This is a genomic window from Streptomyces sp. B3I8, assembly GCF_030816915.1.
Lineage (GTDB): Bacteria > Actinomycetota > Actinomycetes > Streptomycetales > Streptomycetaceae > Streptomyces.
Genome location: NZ_JAUSYN010000002.1, coordinates 5,137,812 through 5,158,405 on the forward strand (window position 1 = coordinate 5,137,812; position 20,594 = coordinate 5,158,405).

The following is a 20,594-nucleotide window of genomic DNA, read 5'->3' on the forward strand; positions in this document are numbered from 1 at the left end:
AGGAGATCTTCCACAGTGCAGCTGGTAGTCGCACGGATCGGCCGCGCCCACGGCATCAAGGGCGAGGTCACCGTCGAGGTCCGTACCGACGAGCCGGAACTGCGGCTCGGCCCCGGCGCCGTACTCGCCACCGACCCGGCCTCCGCGGGCCCGCTCACCATCGAGACCGGCCGCGTGCACAGCGGCCGGCTGCTCCTGCGCTTCGAGGGCGTACGCGACCGCACCGCCGCCGAGGCCCTGCGCAACACGGTCCTGATCGCCGACGTCGACCCCGACGAGGTGCCCGAGGGCGAGGACGAGTACTACGACCACCAGCTCATCGACCTCGACGTCGTCACGGAGGACGGCACGGAGGTCGGCCGGATCACCGAGGTCGCCCACCTGCCCTCGCAGGACCTGTTCGTCGTGGAGCGCCCGGACGGCACCGAGGTGATGATCCCGTTCGTCGAGGAGATCGTCACCGACGTCGACCTGGCGGAGCAGAGGGCCGTCATCGACCCGCCGCCCGGCCTGATCGACGACCGCGCGGAGATCGCCTCCGCCCGCGAGGATGCCGACACCGCCGACCACCAGGAGGGCACGGCGTCCGGCCAGGACGACGACGCCCCCGGCAAGGCCCCGGGAGCGCGGGCGTGATGCGGCTCGACGTCGTCACGATCTTCCCCGAGTACCTCGACCCCCTCGACGTCTCCCTCGTCGGCAAGGCCCGCACGCACGGACGGCTCGACGTGCACGTCCACGACCTGCGCGCCTGGACGTACGACCGCCACAACACCGTCGACGACACCCCCTACGGCGGCGGCCCCGGCATGGTCATGAAGACCGAACCGTGGGGCGACGCCCTGGACACCGTCCTCGCCGACGGCTACGACGACGGAGCCCACGGACCCGTCCTCGTCGTCCCCACGCCCAGCGGCCGGCCCTTCACCCAGGAACTCGCCGCCGAGCTGTCGGAACGCCCCTGGCTGATCTTCACGCCCGCGCGCTACGAGGGCATCGACCGCCGGGTCACCGACGAGTACGCGCGGCGGATGCCCGTCTACGAGGTGTCCATCGGCGACTACGTCCTGGCCGGCGGCGAGGCGGCCGTCCTGGTGATCACCGAGGCAGTCGCCCGGCTGCTGCCCGGCGTCCTCGGCAACGCCGAGTCCCACCGCGACGACTCCTTCGCCCCCGGCGCCATGGCGTGCCTCCTGGAAGGCCCCGTCTACACCAAGCCGCCCCACTGGCGCGGCCACGGCATCCCCGAGGTGCTGCTCAGCGGCCACCACGGGAAGATCGCCCGCTGGCGCCGCGACGAGGCTCTCAGACGCACCAGCGCACACCGCCCCGACCTCATCGAACGCTGCCCGCCCGCCGCCTTCGACAAGAAGGACCGCGAGATGCTGTCCATCCTCGGCTGGGCCCCCGATCCCGAGGGGGAGCCCCACGGCCGATTTTGGCGCAGGCCGCCCGACGTGGAAGAATAGGCCGCTGTTGTCCGGAGTCCGGCGCGCGCCCCTGCCACAGGGGGAGACGACGCCCGTCCCGACCCCGACGGCAACCATCCTCCTCAGCCCTCGTTCCCGTTGATGACCTGTGGCATCAGCGAAGAAAGCAGACCGACATGTCCCACCTGCTCGACACCGTCGACGCCGCGTCGCTGCGCAGCGACGTCCCGAACTTCCGCCCGGGCGACACCGTCAACGTCCACGTGCGCGTCATCGAGGGCAACCGCTCCCGTGTGCAGCAGTTCAAGGGCGTCGTCATCCGCCGTCAGGGCTCCGGCGTCCGCGAGACCTTCACGGTCCGCAAGGTCTCCTTCTCCGTCGGCGTCGAGCGCACCTTCCCGGTGCACACCCCGATCGTCGAGAAGATCGAGCTCGTCACCCGCGGTGACGTGCGCCGCGCCAAGCTGTACTACCTCCGTGAGCTGCGCGGCAAGGCCGCGAAGATCAAGGAGAAGCGCGACAACTGAGCGCGCTGTCGGCCGCGCCGGACGGCGCGTCGGCGAGTGTGCCGCCGAGCACACTGACATGGTCCACATCGCGGGCCGGATAGCATCTGACCCGCGATGGACACCGAAACACAGCGCGGAGAACGCGACCGTTCCTCCCGCCTTCCCGACTCCGAGCAGCCCTCGGACACGGAGAGGCCGGAGGAGCGGTCGCGTTTCTCGTACGTCGACCGGGCCGCGCGGTGGCTCCCGGGCGGACGCCTCACCCTCGGCGCGCTGATCTGCCTGTCGGCCCTCCTCCTCTTCAGCACCTTCGTCGCCCAGCCGTTCGAAATTCCCAGCGGTTCCATGGAGAACGGATTGAGGATCGGGGACCGCGTTCTCGTAAATAAGTTGGCGTACCGTTTCGGTGCACCGCCGCGCCGCGGCGATGTCGTCGTGTTCGACGGAGCGGGAAACTTCGGAGACGGGGACTACGTCAAACGCGTCGCCGCGGTGGCCGGCGACCACGTGGTCTGCTGCGGCAGGGAGGGGAGGCTCGAGGTGAACGGCCGGCCGGTCGACGAGTCGTCGTTTCTGCATCCCGGTGACAGTCCGTCCGACGTCCCCTTCGACGTCGTCGTGCCCCCGGACAGGCTTTTCGTCCTCGGCGACCACCGTGCGGACTCCAGCGACTCCCGGGACCGCCTGGGCGCTCCGGGCGGCGGCATGGTCCCGGTCGGCGACGTGATCGGGCGGGCCGACTGGATCGTGTGGCCCGCGGGGCACTGGACACACCTGGAACGGCCCGACGCCTACGCGCGGGTGCCGGCCGCGGACGGTGCCCATGGGTAACCGGGGCCGACCGCGCGGAACGGGTCCCAGTGGGACCGCCGCCGAGAACCTGCTGCCCACCGGGCTGCGCCGGGCCGGCGCGCCGACCGGCGGCGGGTCCGCGGGGTCCGGCGGGCCCACCGGGCGCAGCCGCGCCGAGCGGCGGAAACTGCAGCGCAAGGTCAAGCGCAAACGACGACGCAGCGCGGTGCGGGAGATACCGCTCCTCGTCGGTGTCGCCGTCCTGATCGCGCTGGTCCTCAAGACCTTCCTCGTACAGGCGTTCGTGATCCCTTCGGGTTCCATGGAGAACACGATCCAGATCGGCGACCGGGTCGCCGTCGACAAGCTCACGCCCTGGTTCGGCTCCGAGCCCCAGCGCGGCGACGTGGTGGTGTTCCGCGACCCGGGGAACTGGCTCGCGGGCGAGAAGACCACCAAGAAGGACGACCCCATCGTCGTCAAGCAGGTCAAGCAGGGCCTCGTCGCCATCGGCCTGCTGCCCTCGGACAACGACCGGGACCTCATCAAACGGGTCGTCGCGGTCGGCGGCGACACCGTCAAGTGCTGCGACAGCGACGGCCGCGTGACGGTGAACGGCATGCCGCTGGACGAGCCGTACATCCATCCGGGGGACAAACCCTCGGAACTGACCTTCTCCCTGACCGTCCCGCAGGGCCGGCTCTGGGTGATGGGCGACCACCGCGGCAACTCGGCCGACTCCCGCTACCACCGCTCGGAGAAGTACGGCGGCACGGTCTCCGAGAAATCGGTCGTCGGCCGTGCGGTCGGCATCGTCTGGCCGTTCGGGCACATGACGCGCCTGCGCGAACCGCACACCTATGCGTCGGTACCGAGCGGGACCGCCTCGGTGTCCGCCGCGTCGCATAGGGTGGCGTCCGCGGATCGAAACGGAATGATCCCTCTCCCGAGCCCTGCGGAACTCCCGCTCGTTATGGGAGTGGTGGGCCTGCGCCGACGACGGCGTGGGCGGCGGCACGAGGTGAGGAGTGGATGTGGGGGATTTGGCGGTCGGCGCACGGTCCGGACAGGATGGTCCGGAAGACCAACCCGAGCGATCCGACGGAACGGCGTCCCCGGCAATGAAAGACACCGCGTATCCCGGGAGTGACCCCGGGGACGGCGAACAGAGCGGCCCCGCCGAAGCGGCGAACGAGCCCAGGAACGGTTCGGGCGGCGGCTCGGGGGACGGCGGCCCCCCCACCGCGAAGAGCGGCGGCTCGCGGCCGGCCGACCCGAAGAACCAGAAGAAACAGCGTTCCTTCTGGAAGGAACTCCCGCTCCTGGTCGGCATCGCGCTGGTGCTCGCGCTGCTCATCAAGACCTTCCTGGTGCAGGCATTCTCGATCCCCTCCGCCTCGATGGAGAACACCCTCCAGATCGGCGACCGGGTCCTTGTCGACAAGCTCACGCCATGGTTCGGCTCGGAGCCCGAGCGGGGCGAGGTCGTCGTCTTCCACGACCCGGCCAACTGGCTCGCGGGTGAACCCGCGCCCACCCCGAACCCGGTGCAGCGGGTCCTCGGCTGGATCGGCCTGATGCCGTCGGCCAACGAGAAGGACCTCATCAAGCGGGTCATCGGCGTCGCCGGCGACACCATCGAGTGCAACGGCACCGGCCCGATGAAGGTCAACGGCAAGCCCCTCGACGAGACGTCGTACGTGTACGCCGGGAACACCCCCTGCAGCGTCGACGAGGAGGGCGGGAAGTTCAAGGTCACGGTACCCGAGGGCAAAATCTGGGTCATGGGTGACCACCGGCAGAACTCGCTGGACTCCCGCTACCACCGCTCCGACAAGAACGGCGGCTTCGTGCCCGTCGGCAACGTCGTGGGCCGTGCCATCGTCATCGCCTGGCCCCCCACCCGCTGGGACACGCTGCCCGTTCCCGACGACTTCGACCAGAACCTGAGCGCCGCCGCGGCGCCGGACGCGCTGGCTCTCGTGGGCGTCGCCCCGCTGGTCCTGTGGCGCAGGCGCCGCCGGTCCGAGCGTGTTACCGGCGGAAAGACCCGGGTTTCCGGCGGCGGTACCGCCGGGTAGGGTGCCGTCCCGTCACTCCGATCCCCCGCGTCCCCTCCGGACGCCGGGGGACACATCTCCGACGTGGGGGAGCACTGGGATGAGCGGGACAGGTCGTACGGGCGGGGACCGCGGGCGGCTCGGCAGCGTGCTGTCGAACATCGCCGTGGCCCTCGGCTGTGTGCTCTTCCTCGGCGGTTTCGCCTGGGGCGCCGTCGCGTACAAGCCGTACACGGTGCCGACCTCGTCCATGACGCCCACCATCCACGCCGGCGACCGGGTGCTCGCCCAGCGCGTCGACGGCGACGACATCCGACGCGGTGACGTCGTGGTCTTCCGGCAGAAGAGCTGGGGCAACGCCCCCCTGGTCAAGCGGGTCGTGGCGGTCGGCGGCGACACCGTCGGCTGCTGCACCCACGGCAAGCTGACCGTCAACGGCAAACAGATCGACGAGCCCTACCTGCCCGCGGGACAGTCCGCCGAGTCCAAGAAGATCCCCACGCTCACCGTCCCCGAGGACCGGTTGTTCCTCCTCGGTGACGAGCGCAGCGGCTCCCTCGACTCCACCGCCCACCTCACCGAGGCCGGAAGCGGCACGGTGCCGCGCAGCGCGGTGGACTCCCGCGTGGACGCCGTCGCGTGGCCGATGGACGGCATGCTGATCCGCCCGACCGGGTTCGAGGCCCTCGGGCCGCTCTCCTCGCCCGGACCGCTCCGGCTCGTCCTCGCCGCGATCGTGGCCGGAGTGGTGCTGATCCTGGGCGGAGCGGCGTACGGGCCCCTCGCCAAGCTCCTGGGACGCAGGCGCCCGGCGTCCCGCAGGGAGCCGGCCGGTGTCCACTGAGCCGGTGTCCACTGAGCCGGCGGCCGCGGGGGAGCCGCGCAAGGTGGCCCGTGTGGTGCTGCTCGACCCGCAGGACCGCATCCTCCTCCTGCACGGGCACGAACCCGACGACCCCGCCGACGACTGGTGGTTCACCCCCGGCGGCGGACTGGAGGGCGAGGAGACCCGCGAGGAGGCCGCCCTGCGGGAACTCGCCGAGGAGACCGGCATCACCGAGGTCGAGCTCGGCCCGGTGCTGTGGCGGCGCCGCTGCTCCTTCCCCTTCGCCGGACACCGCTGGGACCAGGACGAGTGGTACTACCTGGCCCGCACCCGGCGCACCGAGACGGGGCCGACGGCCCTCACGGAGCTGGAGCGGCGCAGCGTCTTCGGTGCACGGTGGTGGACGTGCCGGGAACTGGCCGTCACCCGTGAGACGGTGTATCCGACCAGACTCGCCGGGCTGCTGCGCAGGCTGCTCGACGACGGCCCCCCGGCCGAACCCGAGACCCTCGACACCGAAATCGTCTAGGGGCACGCGGGGCTGGCGCACAATAGGGGGACGCACGGCTGAAGGGGAACATGCCATGAGCGCCGAGGACCTCGAGAAGTACGAGACCGAGATGGAGCTGAAGCTCTACCGGGAGTACCGCGATGTCGTCGGTCTGTTCAAATATGTGATCGAGACCGAGCGGCGTTTCTACCTCACCAACGACTACGAGATGCAGGTGCACTCCGTCCAGGGTGAGGTGTTTTTCGAGGTGACGATGGCGGACGCGTGGGTGTGGGACATGTACCGGCCCGCCCGCTTCGTCAAGCAGGTGCGCGTACTCACGTTCAAGGACGTGAACATCGAGGAGCTGAACAAGAGTGACCTCGAACTGCCGGGGAGCTGAGCGCGCTGGGCTGGAGCGGCCGGGCTGCGCGGCTCACGTCAACGCGTGAGCCGCGCTTAACCCCTGCGGGTGGCGGAGATATCCACAATCGGCCGGTTGTCCACCAAGATCCACTTTATTGCCGTTCTGCCCGCAGTGTTGGCGCCGAGGAGGTGCCGACATGGCAGACACGTACGAAGAGACGTATGAGAACGACGGCACGACCACAGGGGACGGTGACCGGAGCGGAACGACGCGACGCCCAACGCCCCGCTCGACGCCCTGCGGGATGCCCCGTGAGGCGCTCGGCGCCCGCACGGCCCGCAGCGCGCTCGGACGGTACGGGGAGGCGCTCGCGGCCCGCCGGCTGACGGAAGCCGGCATGACCGTCCTGCGGCGCAACTGGCGCTGCGGCAGGACCGGCGAGATCGACATCGTCGCCCGCGACGGCGACGCACTCGTGATCTGCGAGGTCAAGACCCGCAGGGCCGGCCCCTTCGAACACCCCATGGCCGCGATCACCCCGGCCAAGGCCGAACGCCTGCGCGACCTCGCGCAACGCTGGGTGCAGGAGCACGGCGGAGCACCACCCGGCGGCGTCCGCGTCGACCTGGTGGGCGTCGTCCTCCCGCGGCGCGGCGCACCCGTCGTGGAACACGTACGGGGGGTGGCGTGATGGGATTCGCCCGCACGTGCTCGGTGGCACTCGTCGGCGTCGAGGGCGTCGTCGTGGAGGTCCAGGCCGACCTGGAACCCGGAGTCGCCGCCTTCACCCTCGTCGGCCTGCCGGACAAGAGCCTCACCGAGAGCAAGGACCGGGTCCGGGCGGCCGTCGTCAACTCCGGCTCCGCCTGGCCGCAGAAAAAACTCACCGTCGGTCTCAGCCCCGCCTCCGTACCCAAGAGCGGCAGCGGCTTCGACCTCGCCGTCGCCGCAGCCGTCCTCGGCGCCTGCGAACGGATCGACCCCCGCGTCCTCGCCGACATCGTCATGATCGGCGAACTCGGCCTCGACGGCCGCGTCCGCCCCGTCCGCGGCGTCCTGCCCGCGGTCCTCGCCGCCGCCGACGCCGGGTACGAACAGGTCGTCGTCCCCGAGAGCGCGGCAGCCGAAGCCTCCCTGGTGCCCGGCGTCTCCGTCCTCGGCGTCCGCAGCCTCCGGCAGCTCATCGCCGTCCTCGCCGACGAACCCGTACCCGACGAGGACCCCGACACCGCCGGCCGGCCCGACCCGCTCCTTGCCGGACTCCGCCTGCCCGGCGCCGGAGCCGCCACCGGCATGCACACCACCGGCGCCGCCGCCCAGGACAACGGCCACGACCTCGCCGACGTCATCGGCCAGCACGCGGCCCGCACCGCCGTCGAGGTCGCCGCCGCCGGCGGACACCACCTGTTCCTCGAAGGACCGCCCGGTGCCGGCAAGACCATGCTCGCCGAACGGCTGCCGGCCGTCCTGCCCCCGCTCACCCGCCAGGAATCACTCGAAGTCACCGCCGTCCACTCGGTCGCGGGTCTCCTGCCCGCCGGTAAACCCCTCGTCGACACCGCCCCCTACTGCGCACCCCACCACTCCGCCACCATGCAGGCCCTCGTCGGCGGCGGCCAGAACATCGCCCGCCCCGGCGCCGTCTCCCTCGCCCATCGAGGAGTCCTCTTTCTTGACGAGGCCCCGGAGTTCAGCGGCCACGCACTCGACGCACTGCGCCAGCCCCTCGAATCGGGGCACGTGGTCATCGCCCGCAGCGCCGGCGTCGTACGGTTCCCGGCCAAGTTCCTGATGGTCCTCGCCGCCAACCCCTGCCCCTGCGGCCGCTTCTCCCCGCGCGACACCCAGTGCGAATGCCCACCCTCCGTGATCCGCCGTTATCAGGCCCGGCTCTCCGGACCACTCCTGGACCGCGTCGATCTGCGCGTCGAGGTCGACCCCGTCAGCCGCTCCCAGCTCACCGACCTCGACGCCCGCGGCGAGGCCACGGCCACCGTCGCCGGCCGCGTGCACGCCGCCCGCGAACGCGCGGCCGCCCGCCTCACCGGCACCCCCTGGAGCACCAACAGCGAGATCCCCGGCCGTGAACTGCGCAGCAGGTGGCACGCGGTACCCGGCGCCATGGAAGAAGCCGAGCACCAACTCGAACGCGGCACGCTCACCGCACGCGGCATCGACCGCGTCCTGCGCGTCGCCTGGACCGTCGCCGATCTCACCGGCCACGACCGCCCCGGCGTCACCGACGTCAGCCTCGCCCTCCAACTGCGCACCGGCGTCCCACGCGGCGTCCCGATGACCATCGGAGCCGGCGCATGAGCACACCACCGCCCGCCCCGGAGAGCCGGAACACCAGCCCGGACATCAGCCGGGAAGCCGCCGGCGACGCCCCGCCGGACCCCCGGCCCGGGAACGGAGACACCACCGACCCGGATCTGCTCGCCCGGGTCCTCCTCAGCCGCGTCGTCGAACCCGGCGACGAGACGGCCGGCCGCTGGCTCCGCGAACGAGGCGCCGCCCACGTCGCCGCACACCTCGAACTGGGTGGCGCACCACTGCCGGGCGCCTCCGACAAGCGGTGGGCCGGACTGCTCGCCCGCGCACGCCGGGCCACACCCGAGGACGACCTGGCCACGGCCCGCGACGCCGGCGTGCGCTTCGTCCGCCCCGGCGACCTCGAATGGCCCGCACAACTAGACGACCTCGCGGACGCACGGCCCGTCGGACTCTGGGTCCGCGGCACCCCCAGCCTCCGTATGTGGGCCCTGCGCTCCGTCGCCGTCGTCGGAGCACGCGCCTGCACCGAGTACGGCGCCCACATGGCCACCACCCTCGCCGCCCAACTCGCCGAACGCGGCTGGGTCGTCATCTCCGGCGGCGCCTACGGAGTCGACGGCGCCGCCCACCGCGGCGCCCTAGCCGCGGGCGGCGCCACCGTCGCCGTCCTCGCCTGCGGCGTCGACCGGCCCTACCCACGCGGACACACCGCACTGCTCACCCGAATCGCGCGACAAGGACTCGTCATCGGCGAACTGCCACCCGGCGAGCACCCCACTCCCAGCAGATTCATCCTGCGCAACCGCGTCATCGCCGCACTCACCCGGGGAACCGTCGTCGTCGAGGCCGCCCACCGCAGCGGCGCCCTCGTCACGGCCCGCGCCGCCGCCCGGCTCGGCCGCCACACCATGGGCGTCCCCGGCCCCGCCACCAGCGCACTCTCCGCCGGAGCGCACGAACTGCTGCGCCGGGACGCCGTCCTCGTCTCCGACGCCGCCGACATCGTCGAACTCGTCGGCGACATGGGGGAACTCGCCCCCGAGAGACACGGCCCCGTCCTCCCACGTGACCTGCTCGACCCGGAAACCGCCCAGATCCTGGCCGCGCTGCCCGCCCGCTCCACCGCCACCGCCGACGACATCGCCCGAGAGGCACGCACGACACCCGACGACGCGGTCGGGAAACTGTACGAACTCCGTTCACTTGGTTTCGTCGAAAGACACGGCAACGTCTGGAAGTTGACACACCAGGCCATGACATCCGGCCGCCCCCGACCCCACCCGGTCTGACCGAGAGTGTCCGGCCGTCCGCAGGACCCCCGACGACCTCGGCACTTCGCGTCACCCCACACCTTCGAACGTCACGGTCCGTGAACGAAGGGGACACGCGTCGCGTTCGGCGCGACACCTTCGCGCAGGGGTGATCCACTGCCCTTCGCGCACTGCGACGGTCCAGTCACGCTACGCTCACAAGGATCCGGCATTGACGGAGCACCACGAGACAGCACTCGGCGACAACGACAGAACACCCCGGCACGTGACCGGCGGCGCCCAGGCCGCACGGTCCACGGCAGAACGGCACAAGGCGACGAATGCCCCAGCACACCTCCGGGTCCGACCGGGCGGCCATCCCCCCAGCCGCCCGTGACGGCGGCACCGTGCGCCCGCCCGCTCCCTCGACACTCGACGAGTTGTGGCGGACGTACAAGGAGACGGGGGACGGGCGGCTGCGGGAACAACTGATCCTGCACTACTCACCGCTCGTGAAATACGTGGCAGGCAGGGTCAGCGTCGGCCTGCCGCCCAACGTCGAACAGGCCGACTTCGTCTCCTCCGGGGTGTTCGGCCTGATCGACGCCATCGAGAAGTACGACATCGGCCGCGAGATCAAGTTCGAGACCTACGCCATCACCCGCATCCGCGGCGCCATGATCGACGAACTGCGCGCACTCGACTGGATCCCCCGCTCCGTACGGCAGAAGGCGCGCAACGTCGAACGGGCCTACACCACGCTGGAGGCCCGGCTCAGACGCACCCCCACCGAGAGCGAGGTCGCCGCCGAACTCGGCATCCGGGTGGACGACCTCCACGCCGTCTTCAGCCAGCTCTCCCTGGCCAACGTCGTCGCCCTCGAGGAAATCCTGCACATCGGCGGCGAGGGCGGCGGCCTCAGCCTGATGGACACCCTGGAGGACACCACCGCGGACAACCCGGTCGAGGTGGTCGAGGACCGCGAACTGCGCCGCTTCCTCGCCCGGGCCATCAACGCCCTCCCTGAACGCGAGAAGACCGTCGTCACGCTGTACTACTTCGAAGGACTCACCCTCGCCGAGATCGGCAACGTGCTCGGTGTCACCGAGAGCCGCGTCAGCCAGATCCACACCAAATCAGTCCTGCAACTCAGGGCCAAACTGGCCGGTTTCGGCCGGTGACCCGGCCGGCCCGCCCCGACGGCACCGCCCGCGAGTGTGAGCCGGGCGGCTGCCGCCCGCCGTCGTCCCTCCGTACAGTGGGTACGTGCCAAGGATTCGAGCGGCCTCCGTGGCCGAGCACCGGTCGATGCAGCGAGCCGCCCTGCTGGACGCGGCACGCTCCCTGCTCTCCGAAGGCGGAACGGAGGCACTGACCTTCCCCGCCCTCGCCCAGCGCACCGGACTGGCCCGTTCCTCCGTCTACGAGTACTTCCGCTCACGGGCCGCCGTCGTCGAGGAACTGTGCGAGGCCGACTTCCCCGTCTGGGCGGCCGACGTCCAGGCCGCGATGGAACGCGCCGGCACCCCCGAGAGCAAGGTCGAGGCATACGTACGCCGGCAACTCGCGCTCGTCGGCGACCGGCGGCACCGCGCCGTCGTCGCCATCTCCGCCAGCGAACTCGACGCCGGCGCCCGGGAGAAGATCCGCGCCGCCCACGGCGGACTCGTGACCATGGTCGTCGAGGCCCTCTCCGCCCTCGGACACGCGCAGCCCCGCATGGCGGCCATGCTGCTCCAGGGCATCGTCGACGCGGCCGTGCGCCGGGTCGAGTTCGGCGCGGTCGAGGACCCCGAGACGATCGCCGACGCCGCGGTCGCCCTCGCCCTGCGCGGTGTCCGGGGCTGAGCCCGGACCGACGCCCGCCGCGGGACCCGGCCCCGCCGGGACCGACGCCCGCCGCGCCCCGACGCCGCCCGGCGGATGCCGTGCGGACGGTCGCCGTTCACGGCGCGTCGGGCACCGGCAGCAGCCGGGACGGCCCTCGGCGCAGCAGCCAGGGCGGCATCAGGGAGAGCGGGTCCAGATAGGTCTCGCCCCGGCGCAGACCCCAGTGCAGACAGCCCCTGGCGCAGTGCCGTGGGCCCGGCTCCGACAGGAAGCCCACCACGTCACCCGGCGCGACCTCGTCGCCCTTGTGCACGGACGCGCGCACGGACTGGAAGGTGGTGCGCAGCGGCAGGGCGCCGGTCCCCGCCAGTTCCACCGACACGACCCCGAGCCCGCCGACCGTCCCCGCGAAGGACACCCGCCCCGCCGCGACCGTCCGCACCGGGGAGCCCGGCGCCGCCGCCAGATCAACCCCCCGGTGCCCCGGCCCGTAGGCGGACGCCGGCGGCTCCCAGCCGCGCAACACGGCCGGCCGCACCCCGACCGGCCACATACGGGCGAGGGCGGGGACGGGGGGAGGGGCAGGGACAGGAGCAGGGGCGCCGGGCGTGACCGGCGGTGACGCGGACGTGGGGGGTGGGGCCCCCTCCCCCCTACCCCCCACCCCGCCCCCACCCCTCCCCACACCCCCCGCCCAAGCCCCCGCGGGCACCGCCGCTGCCATGGTCGCCAGCAGCAGTCCCGCCCACAGCGCCGTCCGGCGCGTGCCCGTCCGCCGTCTCGTCCGCGCACCGGACCTCGGGGCGGTCCCCGTATCGGCCCCTGCCCCTGCCCTTGGCTCAGCCCCTGCCCCGGCCCCCGTGTCGTGCTTCGTTCGCATGGGACAAGCCTGGCGGGGCGCGCGGATTCCTGCTGGAGCCTGTGGACAACTCACCGGTTGTGGACACCGCCGTCACCCGGGCGTGGACAACTGGCGTCACCCGGGTTGTGCACAGCGGCGTCACCCGGCGCTCCGCGGGTCCCGTACACTTCAGGTGGCGACCCGGGCCACCGGGTCGACTTCGCACGCCCCAGCACGCGATCCGGCAACGGTCCGTGTCAGCGCCCCTCGGTCCTTCGCGGCAGGGCGCACCGCGGGCGTCAGGCGCGGGTGCTGTCCGGCATCCGCGGCACAACCGAGAAATTCGAGGAGTGCGGCCATGGCCGTCGTCACGATGCGGGAGCTGCTGGAGAGCGGCGTCCACTTCGGTCACCAGACCCGTCGCTGGAACCCGAAGATGAAGCGGTTCATCTTCACGGAGCGCAACGGCATCTACATCATCGACCTGCTCCAGTCGCTGTCGTACATCGACCGCGCCTACGAGTTCGTCAAGGAGACCGTCGCCCACGGCGGCACGGTCATGTTCGTCGGTACGAAGAAGCAAGCGCAGGAGGCCATCGCGGAGCAGGCCACCCGCGTCGGCATGCCCTACGTGAACCAGCGCTGGCTGGGCGGCATGCTCACCAACTTCTCGACCGTCTACAAGCGGCTGCAGCGCCTCAAGGAGCTGGAGCAGATCGACTTCGAGGACGTGGCCGCCTCCGGCCTCACCAAGAAGGAGCTCCTGGTCCTCTCCCGCGAGAAGGCGAAGCTGGAGAAGACCCTCGGCGGTATCCGCGAGATGCAGAAGGTGCCCAGCGCCGTCTGGATCGTGGACACCAAGAAGGAGCACATCGCGGTCGGTGAGGCCCGGAAGCTCAACATCCCGGTCGTCGCCATCCTGGACACCAACTGCGACCCCGACGAGGTCGACTACAAGATCCCGGGCAACGACGACGCGATCCGCTCCGTCACCCTGCTCACCCGCGTGATCGCGGACGCCGTCGCCGAGGGTCTCATCTCCCGGTCCGGCGCCGCCGAGAACAAGGGCGAGAAGGCCGCGGGAGAGCCGCTCGCCGAGTGGGAGCGCGACCTGCTCGAGGGTGGCGAGAAGAAGGCGGAGTCCGAGGCCGCCGCTCCGGCCGCCGAGGACGAGAAGCCCGCCGAGGCCCCGGCCGCCGAGACGGAGAAGCCCGCCGAGGAGGCCCCTGCCGCCGAGGCCCCCGCCACCGAGGCTCCGGCCGCCGAGGCCGAGCAGGCCTGACGCGGCGACCCGGACGCGCCCGGCACTCGCCCGGTGCGCGTCCGGTCGTCCGGTTGTCCAGGCGTTGACGGCGGGAGCGGTGACACGATCTCCGCTCCCGCCGTTCACCCGTAGGCCGGTGGCGCCCACGCGGCACGCCCCGAGGTGTGGACCGCGGACCCCGCCGACCGTCGATCTTCCAGACTTCGAGAAAGATTCACAGACTGATGGCGAACTACACCGCCGCCGACGTCAAGAAGCTCCGTGAGCTCACCGGCGCCGGCATGATGGACTGCAAGAAGGCGCTCGACGAGGCCGAGGGCGACGTCGACAAGGCCGTCGAGGCCCTGCGCATCAAGGGCCAGAAGGGCGTCGCCAAGCGCGAGGGCCGCTCCGCCGAGAACGGCGCGGTGGTCTCCGTCCTGGCCGACGACAACACCTCCGGCGTCCTGGTCGAGCTGAAGTGCGAGACGGACTTCGTCGCCAAGGGCGAGAAGTTCCAGTCGGTGGCCAAGGCGATCGCCGACCACGTCGCGAAGACCTCCCCGGCGGACCTCCAGGCGCTGCTCGCCTCCGAGATCGAGGCCGGCAAGACCGTCCAGGCGTACGTGGACGAGGCCAACGCCAACCTGGGCGAGAAGATCGTCCTGGACCGCTTCGCGCGGTTCTCCGACGGCTACGTGTCGGCGTACATGCACCGCACGATGCCGGACCTGCCGCCGCAGATCGGTGTCCTTGTCGAGCTCGACAAGGAGAACGCGGACGTCGCGAAGGGCGTCGCCCAGCACATCGCCGCGTTCGCGCCGAAGTACCTCTCCCGCGAGGACGTCCCGGCCGAGGTCGTCGAGGCCGAGCGCCGGATCGCCGAGGAGACCACCCGCGCCGAGGGCAAGCCCGAGGCGGCCCTGCCGAAGATCGTCGAGGGCCGCGTCAACGGCTTCTTCAAGGACGCCACGCTGCTCGGCCAGCCGTACGCGCTGGACAACAAGAAGTCGGTCCAGAAGGTCCTGGACGAGGCCGGTGTCACCCTGAAGCGCTTCACGCGCATCAAGGTCGGCATCTGAGTCCGTACCGCGACGGGGGCGCGAGCCCTATAGGGTCGAGAGCGGCCGTCCGTGCCGTCGTGTCGTGCGTGGCGTCGGCGCCCCCGGTGTCCCGGGATGTACCTCGGGACACCGGCCGGCGCCGCCCCGCACACGCGCGTCGCGGACGACAGCACATCTGACTGACGAGGAGGCCATTGCCGCGCATGGGAAGCGAACCACGCCCCCGCCGGCAATGGCCTTCTTCGTATGTGTGACACGTAAAAGAGGCGAGATTCCCATGACCACCAAGGCCGAGAAGAGCGACGACGGCGGCAAAGTGCGCGGCCGGTATCTGCTGAAGCTGTCCGGGGAGGCGTTCTCCGGCGGTGGTGGGCTCGGCGTCGATCCGGACGTGGTGCACGCCGTCGCGCGGGAGATCGCGGCCGTGGTGCGGGACGGCGCGCAGATCGCCGCCGTCATCGGGGGCGGCAACTTCTTCCGCGGGGCGGAGCTCCAGCAGCGCGGGATGGACCGGGCGCGCTCGGACTACATGGGCATGCTCGGCACGGTCATGAACTGCCTCGCCCTCCAGGACTTCCTGGAGAAGGAGGGCATCCAGTGCCGGGTGCAGACCGCCATCACCATGGGGCAGGTCGCCGAGCCGTACATTCCGCTGCGCGCGGTGCGGCACCTGGAGAAGGGCCGTGTGGTGATCTTCGGCGCCGGGATGGGCATGCCGTACTTCTCCACCGACACCACCGCCGCCCAGCGTGCCCTGGAGATCGACGCCGAGGCGCTGCTGATGGGCAAGAACGGCGTGGACGGGGTCTACGACTCCGACCCGAAGACCAACCCCGGCGCGGTCAAGTTCGACGCGCTCAGCTACGGCGAGGTCATCACCCGGGACCTGCGGGTCGCCGACGCCACCGCGATCACGCTGTGCCGGGACAACAAGCTGCCCATCCTGGTCTTCGAGCTGCTGACGGAGGGCAACATCGCCCGTGCCGTCAAGGGCGAGAAGATCGGCACCCTGGTGGGTGAGCAGGACAGCCGGAGCTGACGGAGGCGGCCCGGGCCGGGGGATGGACAATGTCCTGCCGGTCGGGAACCGTGCAGGAACAGCAGGAAGACGCGACTCAAGCCGGCCGCCGTCCCGACCAGGATCAGACGCCGGGCCCACTCAAGACACGCAGGAGCAAGTGGTGATCGAAGAGACCCTCCTCGAAGCCGAGGAGAAGATGGAGAAGGCCGTCGTGGTCGCCAAGGAGGACTTCGCCGCGATCCGCACCGGCCGTGCGCACCCGGCGATGTTCAACAAGATCGTGGCCGACTACTACGGGGCGCCGACGCCGATCAACCAGCTGGCCTCGTTCTCCGTGCCGGAGCCGCGCATGGCCGTGGTGACCCCGTTCGACAAGACCGCGCTGCGCAACATCGAGCAGGCGATCCGCGACTCCGACCTCGGCGTCAACCCGAGCAACGACGGCAATATCATCCGCGTGGTGTTCCCGGAGCTGACCGAGGAGCGCCGCCGGGACTACATCAAGGTCGCCAGGACCAAGGCCGAGGACGCCAAGATCTCGATCCGTTCGGTGCGTCGCAAGGCCAAGGACGCCATCGACAAGCTGATCAAGGACGGCGAGACCGGCGAGGACGAGGGCCGCCGTGCGGAGAAGGAGCTCGACGACACCACCGCCAAGTACGTCGCCCAGGTGGACGAGCTGCTCAAGCACAAGGAAGCCGAGCTGCTCGAGGTCTGATGAACGACTCATCCTGGGGGGCGCCGCCGCAGGCCGGGTACGGGGGGCGGTCCGACCGGGGCCCCTTCCAGGGAGCCGGCCCGGCGGGTCCCGTCCACGACGCGCGGGACGCCCACGGTCCGTCGCAGACTCGGCCCATGCCCATCGTGCCCGACGTACCCGCACACGGCGGGGAGCAGGACGGCCGGGGGTCCGCCGCACCGGGCGGCCCCCCGTTCCACCACCCGGCCCCGCCGCAGACGCCCTACGGGACCCCGCCGCAGGCGCCGTACGGGACCCCGCCGCCCCCCGGTGCCCAGCCGTACCCGGGGGCCCAGTCGCAGAAGCCGGAGCCCATGCCCGAGCCAGCCGCCGCGCAGCCGGCGCCCGCGCCCTCGTCGGGCCCGCCGCAGAAGAAGAGTGCGGGCCGTGACCTGGGCGCGGCCATAGGGGTCGGCGTCGGGCTCGGCGCGGTGGTGGTCGCGTCACTGTTCTTCGTCAAGGCCGTGTTCGTCGGCGTCGTCGCGGTCGCCGTCGTGGTGGGGTTGTGGGAGCTGACCAGCAGGCTGCAGGAGCGCAAGGGCATCCGCGCGCCCCTGGTTCCGCTGGCGCTCGGCGGGGCCGCGATGGTCGTCGCCGGCTATCTGCGGGGCCCGCAGGGCGCCTGGGTGGCGATGGCGCTCACCGCGCTCGCGGTGCTGGTGTGGCGGATGACGCAGCCGCCGGAGGACTACCTCAAGGACGTCACCGCGGGTGTGTTCGCCGCGTTCTACGTGCCGTTCCTCGCCACGTTCGTCGCCCTGATGCTGGCCGCGGACGACGGCCCCTGGCGGGTGCTGACGTTCCTGATACTGACGGTGGTCAGCGACACCGGCGCCTACGCCGTCGGCTGGCGGTTCGGCCGCCACAAGCTGGCCCCGCGGATCAGCCCCGGCAAGACCCGCGAGGGCCTGATGGGCGCTATCGCCTTCGCGATGGTGGCGGGCGCGCTGTGCATGCACTTCCTCGTCGACGACGGGAAGTGGTGGCAGGGTCTGCTGCTCGGTCTCGCGGTCGCGGCCACGGCCACGCTGGGCGACCTCGGCGAGTCCATGATCAAACGCGACCTGGGCATCAAGGACATGGGCACGCTGCTCCCGGGGCACGGGGGCATCATGGACCGCTTGGACTCGCTCCTGCCGACGGCTCCCGTGGTGTGGTTGCTGCTGGTGGCCTTCGTCGGCTCGGGTTGACGGCGAGCAGGTACTCTGGAAGGGCTCGCGGCGTGTGCCGCGAGCCCTTCCGGTTTGTCCCCGGCCCTCACGAGGGCCGTCCCCCGAGAGTTCCTGGCGTCGGCAACGTCATGCCGTCCTCCCCGCGCAGGCGGGTGGCCAGGGCCCTGTCGTCTTGAGGAGTCACCCGACCGTGGCACGTCCAGCCCCCGGCGAACTCACCTTCGCCGCACCGCGCGGAGCGCAGCGGCCGCCGCGGCATCTCGCCGACCTGTCGCCCGCCGAGCGCAAGGAGGCCGTCGCCGCGATCGGCGAGAAGCCGTTCCGCGCCAAGCAGCTCTCCCAGCACTACTTCGCGCGGTACGCGCACGACCCGCAGGAGTGGACGGACATCCCCGCCGCCTCCCGCCCCCGGCTGCGGGAGGCGCTGCTGCCGGAGCTGATGACGGTCGTCCGGCATCTGTCGACCGACCAGGACACCACCCGCAAGACGCTGTGGCGGCTGTTCGACGGCACGCTCGTCGAGTCGGTGCTGATGCGCTACCCGGACCGGGTGACCATGTGCATCAGCTCGCAGGCGGGCTGCGGCATGAACTGCCCCTTCTGCGCCACCGGGCAGGCGGGCCTGGACCGCAACCTGTCGACCGCCGAGATCGTGCACCAGATCGTCGACGGCATGCGCGCCCTGCGCGACGGCGAGATCCCCGGCGGCCCGGCCCGGCTGTCGAACATCGTCTTCATGGGCATGGGCGAACCGCTCGCCAACTACAACCGGGTCGTCGCCGCGATCCGCCGCCTCACCGATCCCGAGCCGGACGGCCTCGGGCTGTCCCAGCGCGGCATCACCGTCTCCACGGTCGGCCTCGTCCCGGCGATCCACCGGTTCACCGACGAGGGCTTCAAGTGCCGGCTCGCGATCTCCCTGCACGCCCCCGACGACGAACTGCGTGACACCCTCGTCCCCGTCAACACGCGGTGGAAGGTGCGCGAGGTCCTCGACGCCGGCTTCGAGTACACGGCCAGGTCAGGGCGGCGGCTGTCCATCGAGTACGCCCTCATCCGCGACATCAACGACCAGGCGTGGCGCGGCGACCGGCTCGGCCGGCTGCTCAAGGGCCGCCCGGTTCACGTCAATCTGATCCCGCTCAACCCGACGCCCGGCTCGAAGTGGACCGCCTCGCGGCCCGAGGACGAGAAGGCGTTCGTCGAGGCGATCGCCGCCCACGGTGTTCCGGTGACCGTCCGGGACACCCGTGGCCAGGAGATCGACGGCGCCTGCGGTCAGCTCGCGGCCACCGAACGGTAGGCTTACGGACAGACGGTAGTCTTTTCAGCCATACACATCTTCATATTCCGACAGGGGAGCGCCACAGCGCTGAGAGTGCGGCAACCGGGCCGCAGACCCTCTGAACCTCGCCCAGGTCATTCTGGGTAGGGAGATCGGTCGTCACTCGAGCTGTTGCGCCCTGTCCGGGCCCGCCGCCGCCCCACGGGCGGGTCGGGTCCGGACAGGGCCGCGTCTTCTCCTGGTCCACTCCAGGAGGAATCCAGTGCACACCAAGAGCATGGTGGCCGTCGTCGTCGGCCTCGGCCTTCTCACGCTGTCCGCGTGCGGCTCGTCGTCCGGAGGCGGCGACTCCGCGTCCGGCGGCTCCAGGACCGTCACCCTCGTCAGCCACGACTCGTGGGCCGTCTCCAAGAACGTGCTCAAGGACTTCGAGAAGAAGTCCGGCTACAAGGTCAAGGTCCTCAAGGACGGCGACGCCGGGCAGGCCGTCAACAAGGCGATCCTCACCAAGGACAACCCGCAGGGCGACGTCTTCTTCGGCGTCGACAACACCCTGCTCTCCCGCGCCCTCGACAACGGCCTGTTCCAGCCCTACGAGGCCAAGGGGCTCGACAAGGTCGGCGCCGCCTACCGGCTCGACGGCAAGCACCGGGTCACGCCCATCGACTACGGCGACATCTGCGTCAACTACGACAAGGCGTACTTCCGGGCGCACAAGCTGGCCCCGCCCACCTCCTTCGCCGACCTCGCCGACCCGCGCTACAAGAACCTCCTCGTCACCGAGAACGCCGCGACCTCCTCGCCCGGCCTCGGCTTCCTCCTCGGCACCGCCGCCCAGTACGGCGACGGCCGGCAGGACTACTGGAAGAAGCTCAAGGCCAACGGCGTCAAGGTCGTCGACGGCTGGGAGCAGGCATACAACGAGGAGTTCTCCGGTTCGGCCGGCGGCAAGAAGGCCAAGGGGGACCGCCCGCTCGTCGTGTCCTACGCCTCCTCCCCGCCCGCCGAGGTCGTCTACGCCGACCCGCAGCCCAAGACCGCCCCCACCGGCGTCGCCGACGGCACCTGCTTCCGGCAGATCGAGTTCGCCGGGCTGCTGAACCACGCCCACAACACCAAGGGCGGCAAGGCACTCCTGGACTTCCTGCTCACCAAGGAGTTCCAGCAGGACATGCCGCTCAACATGTTCGTCTACCCGGTCGTCGACGGCGCCACGGTGCCCGAGGCGTTCGCCGAGTTCGGGCCCGCCGCCAAGAACCCGAAGACCATGGCACCCGGTCAAATCGCCGACCACCGCGACGAGTGGGTCAAGTCGTGGACCTCGCTCGTACTGAAGTGACCAAGGCGACCGGCGCGACCGACGCGGCAGCGGCGACCGGCGCGACCGGGGCGGGTGACGCG

General features: G+C 71.2%; 22 protein-coding genes and 1 riboswitch. Of the genes, 21 read left to right on the top strand and 1 reads right to left on the bottom strand.

Features of this window, described 5'->3' with window-relative positions:
- Positions 1-15 precede the first annotated feature (15 nt).
- From rimM to QFZ64_RS25145, 14 genes are all read left to right on the top strand, one after another.
- Positions 16-636, top strand: a complete 621-nt coding sequence (rimM, locus tag QFZ64_RS25080; protein ID WP_307069354.1) for a ribosome maturation factor RimM — start codon at positions 16-18, stop codon at positions 634-636.
- Positions 636-1,469: a tRNA (guanosine(37)-N1)-methyltransferase TrmD gene (gene trmD / locus QFZ64_RS25085; RefSeq protein WP_307071854.1), complete on the top strand. Its 834-nt coding sequence runs from the start codon at positions 636-638 to the stop codon at positions 1,467-1,469. Before rimM ends, trmD begins: the two co-directional genes overlap by 1 nt.
- Positions 1,470-1,606: 137 nt before the next feature.
- Positions 1,607-1,957, top strand: a complete 351-nt coding sequence (gene rplS, locus QFZ64_RS25090; protein WP_006139561.1) for a 50S ribosomal protein L19 — start codon at positions 1,607-1,609, stop codon at positions 1,955-1,957.
- Positions 1,958-2,053: 96 nt separating this feature from the next.
- Positions 2,054-2,770 (top strand): signal peptidase I, encoded by a 717-nt coding sequence (lepB, locus tag QFZ64_RS25095; RefSeq protein ID WP_307069357.1) that lies wholly within the window; start codon positions 2,054-2,056, stop codon positions 2,768-2,770.
- On the top strand, positions 2,763-3,881 hold the full coding sequence (gene lepB / locus QFZ64_RS25100) for a signal peptidase I (RefSeq protein WP_307069358.1): 1,119 nt from the start codon (positions 2,763-2,765) through the stop codon (positions 3,879-3,881). Before lepB (QFZ64_RS25095) ends, lepB (QFZ64_RS25100) begins: the two co-directional genes overlap by 8 nt.
- Positions 3,766-4,812 carry a signal peptidase I gene (gene lepB, locus QFZ64_RS25105; RefSeq protein WP_307069360.1) on the top strand — a complete coding sequence of 349 codons (1,047 nt, stop codon included), beginning with the start codon at positions 3,766-3,768 and terminating at the stop codon, positions 4,810-4,812. Before lepB (QFZ64_RS25100) ends, lepB (QFZ64_RS25105) begins: the two co-directional genes overlap by 116 nt.
- Before the next feature lie 79 nt (positions 4,813-4,891).
- The gene (lepB, locus tag QFZ64_RS25110; RefSeq protein ID WP_307069361.1) at positions 4,892-5,635 is read left to right on the top strand and encodes a signal peptidase I; all 744 of its coding nucleotides are present in this window, start codon (positions 4,892-4,894) and stop codon (positions 5,633-5,635) included.
- Between the two features lie 4 nt (positions 5,636-5,639).
- Positions 5,640-6,146: an NUDIX hydrolase gene (locus tag QFZ64_RS25115; protein ID WP_307069363.1), complete on the top strand. Its 507-nt coding sequence runs from the start codon at positions 5,640-5,642 to the stop codon at positions 6,144-6,146.
- A 55-nt stretch (positions 6,147-6,201) separates the two neighbouring features.
- Positions 6,202-6,510 carry a DUF2469 domain-containing protein gene (locus QFZ64_RS25120; protein ID WP_006139554.1) on the top strand — a complete coding sequence of 103 codons (309 nt, stop codon included), beginning with the start codon at positions 6,202-6,204 and terminating at the stop codon, positions 6,508-6,510.
- A 268-nt stretch (positions 6,511-6,778) separates the two neighbouring features.
- Positions 6,779-7,165, top strand: a complete 387-nt coding sequence (locus QFZ64_RS25125; protein WP_307071855.1) for a YraN family protein — start codon at positions 6,779-6,781, stop codon at positions 7,163-7,165.
- A complete protein-coding gene (locus QFZ64_RS25130) occupies positions 7,165-8,790 on the top strand; it encodes a YifB family Mg chelatase-like AAA ATPase (RefSeq protein WP_307069377.1) in 1,626 nt (541 codons plus the stop codon). Before QFZ64_RS25125 ends, QFZ64_RS25130 begins: the two co-directional genes overlap by 1 nt.
- A complete protein-coding gene (gene dprA, locus QFZ64_RS25135; RefSeq protein WP_307069379.1) occupies positions 8,787-10,037 on the top strand; it encodes a DNA-processing protein DprA in 1,251 nt (416 codons plus the stop codon). The genes QFZ64_RS25130 and dprA overlap by 4 nt, the downstream gene beginning before the upstream one ends.
- Positions 10,038-10,339: 302 nt before the next feature.
- Positions 10,340-11,179: an RNA polymerase sigma factor WhiG gene (gene whiG / locus QFZ64_RS25140; RefSeq protein ID WP_307069381.1), complete on the top strand. Its 840-nt coding sequence runs from the start codon at positions 10,340-10,342 to the stop codon at positions 11,177-11,179.
- Between the two features lie 109 nt (positions 11,180-11,288).
- Positions 11,289-11,846: a TetR/AcrR family transcriptional regulator gene (locus QFZ64_RS25145; RefSeq protein ID WP_307071856.1), complete on the top strand. Its 558-nt coding sequence runs from the start codon at positions 11,289-11,291 to the stop codon at positions 11,844-11,846.
- Between the two features lie 97 nt (positions 11,847-11,943).
- Here QFZ64_RS25145 and QFZ64_RS25150 read toward each other — a convergent pair whose 3' ends face one another.
- The gene (locus QFZ64_RS25150) at positions 11,944-12,381 is read right to left on the bottom strand and encodes a murein hydrolase activator EnvC (RefSeq protein ID WP_373430660.1); all 438 of its coding nucleotides are present in this window, start codon (positions 12,379-12,381) and stop codon (positions 11,944-11,946) included.
- Between the two features lie 646 nt (positions 12,382-13,027).
- Here QFZ64_RS25150 and rpsB point away from each other — a divergent pair.
- The 7 genes from rpsB to QFZ64_RS25185 all read left to right on the top strand — a co-directional run bounded on the left by rpsB (position 13,028) and on the right by QFZ64_RS25185 (position 20,532).
- The gene (gene rpsB / locus QFZ64_RS25155; protein ID WP_307069386.1) at positions 13,028-13,951 is read left to right on the top strand and encodes a 30S ribosomal protein S2; all 924 of its coding nucleotides are present in this window, start codon (positions 13,028-13,030) and stop codon (positions 13,949-13,951) included.
- A 206-nt stretch (positions 13,952-14,157) separates the two neighbouring features.
- Complete coding sequence (gene tsf / locus QFZ64_RS25160) at positions 14,158-14,994, top strand: translation elongation factor Ts (protein WP_307069387.1); 837 nt, start codon at positions 14,158-14,160, stop codon at positions 14,992-14,994.
- 259 nt (positions 14,995-15,253) lie between these two features.
- Positions 15,254-16,015: a UMP kinase gene (gene pyrH / locus QFZ64_RS25165; RefSeq protein WP_307069389.1), complete on the top strand. Its 762-nt coding sequence runs from the start codon at positions 15,254-15,256 to the stop codon at positions 16,013-16,015.
- A 142-nt stretch (positions 16,016-16,157) separates the two neighbouring features.
- Positions 16,158-16,715, top strand: a complete 558-nt coding sequence (frr, locus tag QFZ64_RS25170; protein WP_307069391.1) for a ribosome recycling factor — start codon at positions 16,158-16,160, stop codon at positions 16,713-16,715.
- Positions 16,715-17,926 (top strand): phosphatidate cytidylyltransferase, encoded by a 1,212-nt coding sequence (locus tag QFZ64_RS25175; protein WP_307069393.1) that lies wholly within the window; start codon positions 16,715-16,717, stop codon positions 17,924-17,926. The genes frr and QFZ64_RS25175 overlap by 1 nt, the downstream gene beginning before the upstream one ends.
- A gap of 172 nt (positions 17,927-18,098) precedes the next feature.
- A complete protein-coding gene (gene rlmN, locus QFZ64_RS25180) occupies positions 18,099-19,211 on the top strand; it encodes a 23S rRNA (adenine(2503)-C(2))-methyltransferase RlmN (RefSeq protein ID WP_307069397.1) in 1,113 nt (370 codons plus the stop codon).
- A gap of 42 nt (positions 19,212-19,253) precedes the next feature.
- Positions 19,254-19,361: riboswitch (TPP riboswitch) on the top strand.
- Between the two features lie 109 nt (positions 19,362-19,470).
- Positions 19,471-20,532 (top strand): thiamine ABC transporter substrate binding subunit, encoded by a 1,062-nt coding sequence (locus QFZ64_RS25185; protein WP_373430772.1) that lies wholly within the window; start codon positions 19,471-19,473, stop codon positions 20,530-20,532.
- Positions 20,533-20,594 lie beyond the last annotated feature (62 nt).

Bases quoted from the DNA above. Each gene is read 5' to 3' on its own strand.
- QFZ64_RS25185 (WP_373430772.1), top strand. From the start codon at position 19,471: ATGGTGGCCGTCGTCGTCGGCCTCGGCCTTCTCACGCTGTCCGCGTGC.
- rpsB (WP_307069386.1), top strand. From the start codon at position 13,028: ATGGCCGTCGTCACGATGCGGGAGCTGCTGGAGAGCGGCGTCCACTTC.
- QFZ64_RS25125 (WP_307071855.1), top strand. From the start codon at position 6,779: ATGCCCCGTGAGGCGCTCGGCGCCCGCACGGCCCGCAGCGCGCTCGGA.
- whiG (WP_307069381.1), top strand. From the start codon at position 10,340: ATGCCCCAGCACACCTCCGGGTCCGACCGGGCGGCCATCCCCCCAGCC.
- lepB (WP_307069358.1), top strand. From the start codon at position 2,763: ATGGGTAACCGGGGCCGACCGCGCGGAACGGGTCCCAGTGGGACCGCC.
- QFZ64_RS25150 (WP_373430660.1), bottom strand. From the start codon at position 12,381: ATGTGGCCGGTCGGGGTGCGGCCGGCCGTGTTGCGCGGCTGGGAGCCG.
- rplS (WP_006139561.1), top strand. From the start codon at position 1,607: ATGTCCCACCTGCTCGACACCGTCGACGCCGCGTCGCTGCGCAGCGAC.
- QFZ64_RS25120 (WP_006139554.1), top strand. From the start codon at position 6,202: ATGAGCGCCGAGGACCTCGAGAAGTACGAGACCGAGATGGAGCTGAAG.
- pyrH (WP_307069389.1), top strand. From the start codon at position 15,254: ATGACCACCAAGGCCGAGAAGAGCGACGACGGCGGCAAAGTGCGCGGC.
- tsf (WP_307069387.1), top strand. From the start codon at position 14,158: ATGGCGAACTACACCGCCGCCGACGTCAAGAAGCTCCGTGAGCTCACC.
- dprA (WP_307069379.1), top strand. From the start codon at position 8,787: ATGAGCACACCACCGCCCGCCCCGGAGAGCCGGAACACCAGCCCGGAC.
- QFZ64_RS25130 (WP_307069377.1), top strand. From the start codon at position 7,165: ATGGGATTCGCCCGCACGTGCTCGGTGGCACTCGTCGGCGTCGAGGGC.
- lepB (WP_307069361.1), top strand. From the start codon at position 4,892: ATGAGCGGGACAGGTCGTACGGGCGGGGACCGCGGGCGGCTCGGCAGC.
- QFZ64_RS25175 (WP_307069393.1), top strand. From the start codon at position 16,715: ATGAACGACTCATCCTGGGGGGCGCCGCCGCAGGCCGGGTACGGGGGG.
- lepB (WP_307069357.1), top strand. From the start codon at position 2,054: ATGGACACCGAAACACAGCGCGGAGAACGCGACCGTTCCTCCCGCCTT.
- trmD (WP_307071854.1), top strand. From the start codon at position 636: ATGCGGCTCGACGTCGTCACGATCTTCCCCGAGTACCTCGACCCCCTC.